At 62.3% G+C, this 12,797-nt stretch carries 10 protein-coding genes; 7 read left to right on the forward strand and 3 right to left on the reverse strand.

Going from position 1 to position 12,797, the window contains the following annotated elements:
- The first annotated feature begins 43 nt into the window (after window positions 1-43).
- Window positions 44-1,264, forward strand: a complete 1,221-nt coding sequence (locus tag J0O65_RS02505) for a polyhydroxyalkanoate depolymerase (protein WP_215403808.1) — start codon at window positions 44-46, stop codon at window positions 1,262-1,264.
- A 52-nt stretch (window positions 1,265-1,316) separates the two neighbouring features.
- On the opposite strand, the gene J0O65_RS02510 is transcribed toward J0O65_RS02505, so the two are convergent.
- From J0O65_RS02510 to J0O65_RS02520, 3 genes are all read right to left on the reverse strand, one after another.
- Window positions 1,317-1,994 carry a DOPA 4,5-dioxygenase family protein gene (locus tag J0O65_RS02510; RefSeq protein WP_215403811.1) on the reverse strand — a complete coding sequence of 226 codons (678 nt, stop codon included), beginning with the start codon at window positions 1,992-1,994 and terminating at the stop codon, window positions 1,317-1,319.
- 48 nt (window positions 1,995-2,042) lie between these two features.
- Complete coding sequence (locus J0O65_RS02515) at window positions 2,043-4,607, reverse strand: TonB-dependent receptor plug domain-containing protein (protein WP_215403813.1); 2,565 nt, start codon at window positions 4,605-4,607, stop codon at window positions 2,043-2,045.
- 126 nt (window positions 4,608-4,733) lie between these two features.
- Window positions 4,734-5,474 (reverse strand): substrate-binding periplasmic protein, encoded by a 741-nt coding sequence (locus J0O65_RS02520; RefSeq protein WP_215403815.1) that lies wholly within the window; start codon window positions 5,472-5,474, stop codon window positions 4,734-4,736.
- A gap of 43 nt (window positions 5,475-5,517) precedes the next feature.
- On the opposite strand from J0O65_RS02520, the gene J0O65_RS02525 reads away from it, so the two are divergent.
- The 6 genes from J0O65_RS02525 to J0O65_RS02550 are packed head-to-tail and all read left to right on the forward strand — an operon-like array spanning window position 5,518 to window position 12,796.
- Entirely contained in the window at window positions 5,518-5,817 is a 300-nt protein-coding gene (locus J0O65_RS02525; protein ID WP_215403817.1) for a hypothetical protein, read from the forward strand.
- 19 nt (window positions 5,818-5,836) lie between these two features.
- The gene (gene rsxB, locus J0O65_RS02530; protein WP_215403819.1) at window positions 5,837-6,568 is read left to right on the forward strand and encodes an electron transport complex subunit RsxB; all 732 of its coding nucleotides are present in this window, start codon (window positions 5,837-5,839) and stop codon (window positions 6,566-6,568) included.
- Window positions 6,565-7,212 (forward strand): endonuclease III, encoded by a 648-nt coding sequence (gene nth, locus J0O65_RS02535; RefSeq protein WP_215403821.1) that lies wholly within the window; start codon window positions 6,565-6,567, stop codon window positions 7,210-7,212. Before rsxB ends, nth begins: the two co-directional genes overlap by 4 nt.
- A 28-nt stretch (window positions 7,213-7,240) precedes the next feature.
- On the forward strand, window positions 7,241-10,099 hold the full coding sequence (locus tag J0O65_RS02540; protein WP_215403823.1) for a class I adenylate-forming enzyme family protein: 2,859 nt from the start codon (window positions 7,241-7,243) through the stop codon (window positions 10,097-10,099).
- Between the two features lie 14 nt (window positions 10,100-10,113).
- The gene (locus tag J0O65_RS02545; protein WP_215403825.1) at window positions 10,114-11,907 is read left to right on the forward strand and encodes an AMP-binding protein; all 1,794 of its coding nucleotides are present in this window, start codon (window positions 10,114-10,116) and stop codon (window positions 11,905-11,907) included.
- 52 nt (window positions 11,908-11,959) lie between these two features.
- Window positions 11,960-12,796: a hypothetical protein gene (locus J0O65_RS02550; RefSeq protein WP_215403827.1), complete on the forward strand. Its 837-nt coding sequence runs from the start codon at window positions 11,960-11,962 to the stop codon at window positions 12,794-12,796.
- The last annotated feature ends 1 nt before the right edge of the window (window position 12,797 follow it).

Below are 12,797 nucleotides of genomic sequence, written 5' to 3' on the forward strand. Positions count from 1 at the left end.
ATTTGAGCCGATATTGGCGCTTGGAATTAAACAAGGACTCTATATGCTTTACCAACTGCACGAACTGCAACGCTCTTTCCTCACTCCGGTGATGCAATGGGCAGACATGTCCTCCAAGTTATTTACCAACCCGGTTTCCCCACTGGCCCACACCCCGTTTTCGCAACGCATCGCAGCCGGCTACGAGCTGATGTACCGCCTTGGCAAAGACTACGAAAAACCACAATTCGACATCAAATCCGTTCTCGTCAAAGGCGAGAGCGTCGACATCCGCGAACACGTTGTCGTGACAAAACCGTTTTGCCGCCTGATCCACTTCAAGAAAGAAGCCACTGGCTTGCAACAGCCCAAAGTTTTGCTGGTTGCCCCCCTGTCCGGTCACCACTCGACCCTGCTGCGCGATACCGTGCGCGGCTTGCTGGCCGAGCACGATGTCTACATCACCGACTGGACGGACGCGCGCATGGTACCGCTGACGGAAGGCCCGTTCCACCTCGATGACTACATTTATTATGTGCAAGAATTCATCCGCCTGCTGGCGCCTGATTTGCACGTGATTTCCGTCTGTCAACCGACCGTGCCCGTGCTGGCCGCCATCTCGCTGATGGCGACAGCCAAAGATCCGCACATGCCGAAAACCATGACGATGATGGGCGGTCCGATCGACCCGCGCCGCTCGCCTACGCAAGTGAACAACCTGGCGACGGAAAAGAAATTCTCGTGGTTTGAAAATACCGTGATCTACGCGGTGCCGCCGAACTACCCGGGCTTTGGCCGCAAGGTGTATCCGGGCTTCCTGCAGCATGCCGGCTTCATCGCCATGAACCCGGGCCGCCACGCGCAAAGCCACCGCGAGTTCTATATGCACCTGGTGACGGGCGATGACGAGCCGGCGGAAGGCCACCGCCAGTTCTACAACGAGTACAACGCCGTGTTGGACATGCCGGCCGAGTACTACCTGGAAACCATTAAAACCGTTTTCCAGGAATTCAGCCTGCCGATGGGCACGTGGAAAGTGGGCGGCCAGCTGGTGCGTCCGCAAGACATCACGAACGTGGCCCTGTTCACGGTGGAAGGCGAACTGGACGACATTTCCGGCGCCGGTCAGACGCAGGCGGCGCATGACTTGTGTTCCGGCATCCCAGCCGAGATGCAGCAAGACTTCGTGGCGCCGAAATGCGGCCACTACGGCATCTTCTCGGGCCGCCGCTGGCGCGAGATCATTTGCCCGAAAATCGGCGAATTCATCCAGAAACACGGCTGATACCCTCGTTTCGGCCAAAATGGCGCGCCAGGCCCCCTGGCGCGCCATTTTTTTATGCGCGCTCGATTTTCACGGTCGGGCGCGTATTGACAAAGATCTGCTCGACCCTCGGCTCGCCCGGCCCCGGTTTCTTCATCGCATAGCCATTCACGGGCTGCGAGCGGTTCACCCACAGCGCGTAATACAGGTGATCGGCACGCGGGTCTTCCGTGTTCGGATGGATCAGTATGGTCAGGCCCAGGCTGTTGAGCTGCAACCACGGCACGATCACGGGCAATAGATCATTCGTGAAGCCAAAGTAAAACGACGGCGTCACGTGCGGACCGCGCGGCTCCAGGTTCCAGTCGCCCAGTTCGATCTGGAAACGCTCGGCCGCCCACTTGCGTATCAGCGCCGCCTTCTGATAGCTGTCTTCATCGAAATAGATATGCGCGTGATAGCTTTCAATATCCGTATAGGGGCGCGGCTTGCCCGGCAAGGTTTCCTCGCCGGGCCGCACGCTGACGGGACGCGGCGTGGGCGCCGTATCCGTATGCTCGCCCCACGGACTCTTGCCGGGTGCTGGTTTCGCGGGTTTGACGGCGCCATCCTGCGCCACGGCTGTTCCCGCCAGGCCAGAGGCGGCCAGTGCCGCCACGAGTCCCCCGCCGCGCAGCACCGCGCGGCGCTGCGGCGAGAGGAGATTGGCCCACTCCAGGTCGATGGCCGCATGTTGATTTTGGTCAGACATATAGGATTTCCTGTTCTTGATGATAGGTATGGAGATACAGAAGGCAGATCAAAAGTGCACAGTGGCGCGGGCGTAGTAATAGCCGCCCAGCACGCCCAATGGTCCCGAGTTGTCGTACGCGCCCGTGTACTGCGCCAGATTGGCGGCGCTGCGCGCCTCGCGCGGCACATGGCTGGGTTTCTGGTCGAAGACATTGTTGGCGCCCACCGTCACGTTGATGCGCTTGCTGATGTCATAGCCGACGCTGACATCTGTCACGAAGGCGGCTTTCAACTGGTAGTCGCCGCCCGTGATGGCGTTCAGGCGCTTGAGCTTGCCGTAGCGCGTCTCGCGCACGTTCACCGTCCATCCCGCCTTTTCATACGCCAGCGTGAGGATTTCCTTGTCGCGCGGCGCCCGGTACAGCAAGTCGTACTCGGCCGACTTGCTCAGGGTGCCGATGTTCGGCAAGCCTTGCAGCACGGCCGGCAAGGCCGCCTTGCCCACCAGGCTCGTGTGGTTGATGTTGGCGGCCGCCGTCCAGCGCAGCTTGCCATCGGCCACGCGCACGACATCCTCGGCCGTCAGGTCGATGCCGCGCGTGCGCGTGTCGCCCACGTTGGCAAAATAATGGGCGACGAGGCCATTGCCCACCGTCAGGCCCGCCGAGCGCAGCAGGTTCTCGATGACGCTCGCTTGCGCCGCCGTCAGCGGCCGGCCGCTGCCGTCGAGCGCCACGCCCGAGCTGCGGTCGATGCCGATGTTCGACGACACGCCCAGGCGGTCGCTGACCTTGATTTGATACGCGTCAACGGCCAGGCGCAGGGTAGGCGTGGGATGGAGGGTCAGCCCGGCCGACAGATTCGTCGATTTCTCCGGTTGTAACGCTTGCGCACCCAGCGCCCGCGCGGCGGCCGAATTCGGCTGCGCCAGGGTGTAGGGCACGCCCGCATGGTCGGACGTGTTCGAATACGATTGCGTCACCAGGCTCGGCGCATGGAAACCGTTGCTGACGGTGCCGCGCAAGGCGACCGTGGGCGTGACGTCATAACGGGCGGACAGCCGTCCCGTCGTCTTGCTGCCGAAATCGGAGTATTTCTCGGCACGCAGTGCCGTGTCGAGCAGCCATTGCGGCGTCAGTTTGGCGCCCAGGCCGATATACGCCGCATAGCTGTGGCGCGCCGTGTCGGACGCATCGACGGGCAGGTAGCCGGCCAGCGCCGACGAACCGCTGCCCTGCCAGGAAGCGGGCTCGCCTGCCCTGCGCTGCTGTGTTTCATGCGAATACTCGAGGCCCAGGCTCAGGTCGGCCGGCTCGCTCAGCCCCAGCGGCACAGGGCGGCGCACGTCGGCGTTGGTGGTCGAGCGGCTGTAGCGCTGATTGCCGATGTCAAAATCGGTCTTGCCGCCTGGATAAGTGAGCGAGTAGTTGGCCGAGTGCTCCACGCCCACGTCGATATCGTCGCGGCCATACGTCGTGCTCAAGTCCCAGGACCAGCCCGCCGTCTCGCCCTTGGCGCCGCCCGTCAGGGAAAAATCGTTTTCACTCGTCGTTTCATACGGCGTGAATCCGTCCGGATACACGGACAGCAAGCCTTTGTTGTTATTGAAAATGGTATTGGGCAGGCGGAAATTCTGCGCCGAGCGGGCATCGCGGTGCGCATACGTGCCGAAGCCGTACAGCTGCACCTCGTTCGATACGTCATAGCCAAGGTTGGCGCTGAGCGAGGCGGTCGTGCTTTGCGGCACGCCCGTATTGCGCCACGGATTGCTGTTGCGCTTCGCTTCGGCCGGGTTCGGCGAAGCGCCGGCCGGCAAGCTGTTGTTCGGTCCCAATTTGACCAGCTGGCCATCGCTGTTGCGCACGGCCGGATACGACAGGTAGCTGGGATTCAAGCCGAAATTGCGCACGGCGATGCCCTGGCGCTGGACTTCGGCGCCGACGTGGGCAAAGCCGTGCTCGCCCAGTCGCGTGCCGCCATCGATACGCACGGAACCGTTGGTGCCGTCGCCATCGTAGGTGGAACCGAGCTGCGTGCTGAAGCTGCCCTTGTCATCGGCTTTCAGGATGATGTTGATGACCCCGGCGATGGCGTCCGAACCGTAGATGGCCGAGGCGCCATCGCGCAGGATTTCTACACGGGCAATGGCGCCCGTGGGGATCAGGGCCAGGTCGGTGGCGACGGAACCGGGAAAGCCATCTTCGTTGACGATGGCCGTCGTATGCCGGCGCTTGCCATTGACCAGCACCAGGGTATGCGAGGGATCGAGGTTACGCAGCTGCCCGGCGCGCACGATGCTGCCCAGGTCAGGCTGCACGCGGGCCGGCAAATTAAACGACGGCAAGGCCGTGTCCAGCGCATCGAGCAAGTTCAATTTACCGGTCGCCAGCAATTGCTGCGCGCTGATCACGTCGATCGGCGCGGCGCTGTTGGCCACCGTGCGGCCCGTGCCGCGCGCGCCCGTGACGATGACGGCGTCGAGCGGTGCGGCGGCCAGCGCGCCGGCGCTATCCGGCGCCGCTTGCGCATGGCTTGCGCCAGGCGCCGCCAGCGCGAACACGGCCACCGAGACGGCGTGCGCCAGTTGCCGCAGGCGTGGTGCGCGGTAGTGCTTGTGAATCAGTTCCAGCATACGAAAACATCCTTTCAAAGTCGTCAACACAGTGGCTGCAGACTAAAGGATGGACAAACAAACAAGAACGAATGGTTTCGTATTTAGATATTTCGTTTTGGCAACGTGCAACAGCGGCGCGGCACGTCAGGGCGAGGATGGGGCCGTGGCCAGGCTCTGGTCGAGCCGCTTCCAGTAGTCGCGTTCCAGCCGGGCCGTATCGATATCGCGTGCCGCCTCATTGAAGCGCTTTTGCTGCGCGGCACCTTCGGCATCGCGCTGGAAGCACACATGCACGGGACGTTCCTTGAAGATGGTGTCGATGATGGCGATGCGTTCCCGCTCGGCCTTGCTGAAGTTGCGTCCCATCAGCAAGTGCTGCAAGACATGGCGCTCGATGACGATCACGCGGTAACGCTTGATCAACAGCTTTTTCAAATTCGTGGCGTCGTTCAAGCCCTCTTCCGTCTTCAGTTCGCCGCGCGCCACCATGCCATCGAACTGCTCCCCGTTCGAATAACCGGCCACGGTGCCGATGCGCAGCTTGCCCAGCTCGGCCAGGCTGGCGCCGGGCACGCCATCCTCCTTCAGGTAGGCCAGCACGCCTTGCGTATTACCAACCGGAACAGAAAAGTGGCAGAGTTTTTCCCGCTCGGGCGTGCGCCAGACGGCCAGTAGCCCGGCATAGCGGGAACTGGCCAGGCCAAACTGCATAGCGCGCTTCCAGGGAAAATATTCATACTTGACCGTATAGCCTAGACGCTCGAAGACGGCGCTGACCATGGCGCCCGACATGCCATCGGCAGGCAGGCTGCGGGAAATGAACGGCGGCCAGTCTTCCGCGGCAAAGCGGACGATGCGCGAAGTGGCGGCGCCCGGCGGCGCCATGGGTGATCCAGCCTGCCCGTGTGCAAGGGCAAGTGCGGAGTGCATGAACAAACAGAAGGGCAAACCAACTGTCCGGAGGAAACGCATGTGTTGCTCCTATGGCCTGGCTCGCCTTGCTGTGCAGGCGCGGCAACAGGACTGGCGGTCGGCTTTTTTCATAACAGGCTTGATAAAAATCATGCTCCCACAAAAAAAAGAATTTTCAAAGTTGTTTATTTACACTTTGACATTCCCATTGGAAATAAAATACCATTGCGGCGCGCCTGCAACAGCCTGCACGGCACACGCTATCCCCTCTGACGAAACAGGTTTTTTGCTTGTGTGCGGCCCGGATGGCCGATAATGGCGTTTTACCGTGGAAGATGACCGTGCCGCACCCTGCCCCTCCCTCACTTGCCGACCAGATCGAAGACTTGCTGCCGCAAACGCAATGCACCAAATGCGGCTACAACGGCTGCCGCCCGTATGCGGAGGCGATCGCCGCCGGCAACGCCGACATCAACCAGTGCCCACCGGGCGGCGCGCAGGGCATCGCGCGCCTGGCCAGCTTGCTGGGAAAAAAAGTCATTCCGCTCAATCCCGCCAACGGCCTCGAACGTCCGCGATCGGTCGCTTACATCGACGAATCGCTGTGTATCGGCTGTACGCTGTGTATCCAGGCTTGCCCGGTGGACGCCATCGTCGGCGCCGCCAAGCAGATGCATACGGTGGTCACCGATCTGTGCACGGGCTGCGACCTGTGCGTGGCGCCCTGCCCCGTCGACTGCATCGTGATGTACCCAGTCAGCGGCGACGCCACCGGCTGGGACGCCTGGCGCCAGACGGACGCGGACGACGCGCGCGCGCGCCACGATTTCCGCACGCAGCGCCTGCGCCGTGAAACGGAAGAAAACGAGGCGCGCCTGGCCGCCAAGGCCGTCGCCAAGATGCGCGAAGTGACGCAGGAAGTGCCCGTCACGCCCGATGAACTGGCCGAGAAGGAGCGCAAGCGCGCCATCATCGCCGCCGCCATGGAGCGCGCCCGCGCCAAGGCCGCCGCCGCCGGCACGGACACCGCCCAGCCAGCCCCCGACACCCCGAAAAAAGACGCATGAACGCCGCCAAACGCCTGGAAATCTTTACGCGCTTTCGCGCCGCCAACCCTGCCCCGAAAACGGAACTCGAATACACGACGCCGTTCGAACTGCTGATCGCCGTGCTGCTGTCGGCGCAGGCGACGGATGTGTCCGTCAACAAGGCGACGCGCTTGCTGTATCCGGTCGCCAATACGCCGGCCAAGATACTGGCCCTGGGAGAGGAGGAGCTGGCCAGCTACATCCGCACCATCGGCCTGTTCCGCACCAAGGCGAAAAACGTCATCGCCACCTGCCAGATCCTGCTGCAGCAGCACGGCGGCGAAGTGCCGCGCGACCGCGCCTCGCTGGAAGCCTTGCCCGGCGTGGGCCGCAAGACGGCGAATGTGGTCATGAACACGGCATTCGGCGAACCGACCATGGCGGTCGACACGCATATCTTCCGCGTGGCGAACCGCACCGGCATCGCGCCGGGCAAGAATGTCGATATCGTCGAGCAAAAGCTGCTCAAATTCGTGCCCAAGGAATTCCTGCACGACGCCCACCACTGGCTCATCTTGCACGGCCGCTACACGTGCACGGCGCGCAAGCCGCAATGCTGGAACTGCATGATCGCCGACCTGTGCGACTACAAGGACAAGTCGCCGATGCCGGCCGTCGTCTGACTACGCGCCTCTACCAATTAGTTACACCATGTTGAATACTACCTTTACCACCCTGGCTTGCCCCGCCTGCCGGCAGCCTCTGCACAGCGACACGCCTGCCGGGGTGCCGGCACCGTTGCTGGAAGCGCTATTGCGCTGTCCGGCGTGCGCCATCGACATTCCCGTCGTGCAAGGCTTCGTACTCTTCACGGAAGCGCGGCAAGGCGGCGATGCGCGGATGCCGTCGGGGCTGCGTGCCCAGCTGACGCCCAGCACCGAGTATCTGTCCTTCATGCATCGCCGCCATGTGCGCCGCATTCCCGACCGCTATGCCGCCTTTCAACCCTTCAACGAATCCACACGCGCCTTTTATGCCTTGCTGGACCTGATCAGGGAACAACTGCGACCTGGCGACCTGATTCTTGACACCTGGGGCCGCACTGGCTGGAGTGGCGAAATGCTGGCTGCGGCATTTCCCCAGCAGCATGTCATTTCCGTATGGGAAGGCAATTTCGATGTGCTCGGTTACATGGGATACGCGCATTGGTTGCCTGCGGGACAGCGCGCGCCCAACCATGACATCATTTTCTTGCCACCGGGCAGTCCCATGCCTTTTCGCGACGGTACGTTCGCGCTGATTCATGGACTCGATTCATTGCATCGCTATGCACCGCTGAGCTTTGCCGGCGACATGCTGCGCATCGCCCGCCGCGATGCGCCGATCATTTTCCCGCACGTACACATGGCCAACAGCCAGCCCAAGCCATATTTCGAGCGTGGCGGCAACATCCTTCACGGCCGGCACTATCAGCAACGCTTTGATGCTGCGCAAGCACGCGGCGCACGCAAGACGCTGGTGATGTCGGAAGTGACCCTGTTCGACGCCAGAGGGCAACTGCATGGCGAACCGGACACGGCGCACTACAACGGCCTGGTGGCGCTGGTGCCGCCCGCATGGGAAGGGGCGCCCCTGCGCCAGGCCAATCTCGACCTCGCCTTTCCCGCATCGCGCGCCATCGTCAATACCCTGCTGCGGCTCGACAGTTTGAACGGCTGCGCCGTGCCCGATACCGATGCGCTGGGCGGCCTGATGCAAGATTTGCTGCTGCGTCATCCTTGTTATGCGGAACGCCTGGCGCGCCTCGGAGCACAACAATTGGACGCCGAGCAATTGCAGATCCTGTTCCAGCTGGGCCAGTTGCGCACCCTGGAACAAGTGGCACAGCGCCTGCAACTGCCAGTGGAATACGTTTGCCAGCAAGCCAGGAGCATGGTCGATATGGAACTGCTGCAGATGGCCCCAGTCAGTGGCGCCATGGCCCGCTTGCAATCGTACTATGCCAGCCAGATCGTGCGTCCGCTGCCATCGGAAGAAACCTTCGAATATCTGTGGCAATTACTGCCCTCGCTGTACCAGCAACGCCCGCTATTGCTCAATGGCATGGACGACAGCGCCTTTGGCTGGGCGGATGTCGAACTGCTCGTGCCGGCGTTGCAACGGGGCTTGCTGGCGATGGACGTGCGCGCCGGCGACCGCGTCGCCATGTTGTGTGCGCAACACCCTGAAGCAGTATTGCTCAGCTGGGCCTGCTGGCGCATCGGCGCTGTCGTGGTACCCTTGCGCAAGGAATTGACGGACACGCCCGCCCTGCTGCAACCCTTGCTGGAACGCATTGTTCCCGCCTTGCTGGTGCTGGATCATCCGCGTGGCAGCGCCGCTGCTTTGGCAACGTGCCCGGCGCTGCTGCTCGACGATATCCGGCCTGACGCCACGCCGACCCTGCCACCAGACTGCGCCTTGCCTGAACTGTCGGCCTTGCTGGAAGACTGGATGGACCTGCCATCGACGCCGGGCCTATCCGATCATGTCATCCACCCCGACGATCCAGCCGTGATCCTGTTTACCTCTGGCAGTACTGGCGTCCCCAAGGGCGTCGTCCACAGCCAGCGTGCCCTCATGCAGAGCGGTCAGCTGGCAGCGACGGAATTTGGCTGGCACGACGGCGACATCCTGCTGTCGCTGGGCGACTGCCACACCATGAGCGGCTTGCGCAACCCGATGGTCGCCGCCCTGTTTGCCGGCGCCAGCGTGTATCTGGCCGATGAAAACGAACGGGGCAATGTCGGCAAGACCTTGCAGGCAACACAACGCCATGGCGTGACCGTACTGGCGACAGGCCCCGCCTGGCTGGCCATGCTGCAGCGGCTGCCGGCCCACCTGACCCTGCACCCGGCCAGCTTGCGGCAAATCATTTCCACAGGCGCTACGCTGCAAACGTCGCTGCACACGGCCTTGAGCGAGCGCATGCGGCTGACCATCATCGATTATTACGGACTGACGGAAACGGGGGGCCTGTGCATGCTGTTCCAGCACCGGCCCGGTGCCACGCAGGCTTGCGGCCGTCCCGTCGGTGCCGTGGTGCAAATCTGCGATGGCGAGGGCCGGCCGCTCGGATCGGGGCAGGCAGGCGAGCTGCGCGTGCACAGCAACCAGCTCATGCTGGAATACTGGGGCGATCCGGCGCAAACCGCCGCCATCGCCCGCGACAGCTGGATCCATACGGGCGATATCGCCAGCCATGATGGCCTGGGCAACATCACCCTGCTGGGCCGGCACGATGACCAGCTCAAGAACGAATATGGCGACATCGTCCATCCTGCACCATTGGAACGCACCATGTGCAGCTATCCGCGCGTCAGGGAAGCAGCCGTCACCACCAGCCCACAGGGACTGGTCGGCCTGCTGGTGGTCGATGATGGCTTCGATTTGCCCGCATTTGTCGCTTTTTTCCGCCAGCAAGCGCAGATCGAAGCATTCCCGCGCGAGCTGCGCATACAAGCAGCGTTGCCGTACACCCCGGCAGGAAAGCTCGACCGTCGCGCACTGGCGCATTCCCTCTCACAGTAACAGACACGTCCACCATGTTTCAAACGCATCCTACACCTACGAATACGCCGTTCATGATCGGCCCCAAGTCTTTGTCGCATGTCCATCTGGAGGAACAAATCCTGCAAGTGGCAGCCAGGCTGATCAGCAAGGAACTGCACGATAAACGCGTGCTGCTGATGATACGCGACGACTTGGCCTATGCGCCCTTGTTGCTTGGCTGCCTGCGGGCGGGCGCGATTCCCCTGTTGCTCGATCCGGGAACCTCGGTGCGGCAAGTCAGGGATTTACTGCAACATACCCATATCGATGGCGTCATCGCCGATGCGGACGCCATCGACCTGTGGCGCGCCGAGGATGTCCCTCTGCCGGCGCAGCAGATACGCGTGGGCGCTGTCCAGGCCAAGGGCTTGCTGCTGAATAAGCTGCTGGGACGGCGCGCGCCAGCCGACCTGGACAACTGGCCTGGCTTGCTGTCAGTCCCCGCGCCGGCGCCGTTGCCACCCGCACGCCGGGAGGGGCCAGCCTATGTCGTGTTCACCTCGGGCAGCACCGCTCGCCCGAAGGGTGTGGAAATGCACTGGCCCGCTTTGCTCGCGCATTTGCATACGATAGGCGAACATTACGCACTGACGCCCGGGTCACGCCTGCTGAACCTGATGCCGCTGTCGCATGCCGATGGCCTGGTGCAAGGCGTGCTGCTGGCTTACCAACGCGGCTGCACGCTGGTGCGTCCCGCCCCCTTCAGCATCGTCGCCATCGAAAGCATCCTGATTGCCATTTACCGCGAACAAGTCACGCACCTGATCGCCGCGCCCACCGCATTGGCCCTGATACAGCAATATGGCGCCCACCTGGCGGAAAACTTTGAGAATGGCCATTTCCGCTTTGCCATTTCCTGCAGTGCCCCCCTGAGCGCAACCACGTGGACCGGCTTCAGCCAGTGTTTCAACGTAAAACTGATCAATACCTATGGCTTGAGCGAAACGGGCACCTGCGGCCTGTATGCGGGACCGGATGCCGCCAGCCACAAGGTCGGCAGCGTGGGGGTACCGCGCGACATGCTGGCCAAAATCGTGCGCGACGATGGCAGCGAGGCGGGCTGCGATGAAATTGGCGAACTGTGCCTGCAAGGGGCCAACCTGATGCAGGGCTACCTGGATAATCCGCAAGCGACCGCTGCCGTCCTGCGCGACGGCTGGCTGCATACGGGCGACCTGGCACGGCGCGACAGCGAGGGCGTGTACTGGATTACGGGGCGCCTCAAGGACGTGATCATTTGCGGCGGCTACAACCTGTCGCCGGAAGCCATCAATGGCGTGCTGCTGCTGCACCCGTCCGTCCTGGAAGCGGCGACCGTCGCCCTGCCCGACCCGACCTGGGGCGAAATCCCCGTTGCCTGCGTAGTATTGCGCCCCGGCATGGAGGCGGATCAGCAACAACTGCTGCAGCATTGCGCCCAGCATCTGGGCGCACACGAATTGCCGAAACGCATCAGCCTGACGGGACAATTGCCGCGCACGCCATCAGGCAAGGTCATCACGGCACAGTTGCAGCACGCGCTATCGCTTGCCCCCAAGGAAGCAAGCGCACACGGCAATCTGCAGGAAGACATTTTTGCGCTGGCCGCGGACCTGTTCAATTTACCGGCAAGTGCGCTGAAGGCGGATTCAGGCCCCGCTAATACGCCAGGCTGGGATTCGCTGGCGCACATCAACTTCGTGATCGGCCTGGAAACGCTGTTCAAGGTACGCCTGAGTCCATCGGACGTGGTACACATGGAAACGATGGATGCCACCGTGCAACTGATCAAGCGGCTGACGCGCTGAGATGGCCTCCGCACCTCCTTTGCGCATCTGGTTGTACAGCGCGCTCCTAGTCATGGGTGTGATGATCCCGCTTGCGCTACAACGCTGGTCACCCTGGCGAGGGCCTGACCATGCCATTGCCGATCATACGCGACAGTTTCTCGATGCACCGTCGACCGATGGCAAGTTGCGCGTGCTGGGCTTGGGCTCGTCCCTGCTATGGGCCGCCACGCCGCCTGCGCAGGCACAGGTGGCGCTGCCCGGCATCGACTGGATGCGCATGACCAAGCCCGGCACCGGCATGGGTTATTTGGTACCCAGCTTGGGCATCATTGACCGCCATCCACCGGATATTCTGGTCATTGATGAAAACCTGCTGTTGCCCGATCAAAACAACGTGATCATGGATGAACTACGGCAGGATCTCATATTAGCAAGCAAGGGACTGGCCTTCCAGCTTACAGGAAACGTACAACTGGCACCGCGACAGGCATATGTCGCACTGCTTGACCAACGCGAGCCTTTTGAGTGCGCCACCTTCCCAGCCCATACGCAGCGACGCGAAACTCTCAAGAATGCCGCCAATCTGCAACTCGTATTTAACAACGCAGCCATCAACCGGCAGCTAACTGAGCACCTGCAACGCCTGGCACAACGGGGTGTACGCATCGTGCTGCTTGAACTACGCCGCTCCGAACTGGTCGAGCAAACGACCGCGACGGAAAAACAACGCTGGTTGTCACGTTTACAGAAAGCACTGCCCCCGGGCCGCCATATTCGCTACCTCAGCTCACCGATTTACGTACAGCAAAACTTGCATTGCGACGGCAGCCATTTGAATGCCGCCGGCGCCCGTCTGTTTGCGCCCTGGTGGCAAGCCCAATTACAGCAACTGCGGGACGAACGTTAAT

Origin of the sequence: Janthinobacterium sp. JC611 (assembly GCF_018682595.1) — a bacterium.
GTDB lineage: Bacteria > Pseudomonadota > Gammaproteobacteria > Burkholderiales > Burkholderiaceae_D > Janthinobacterium.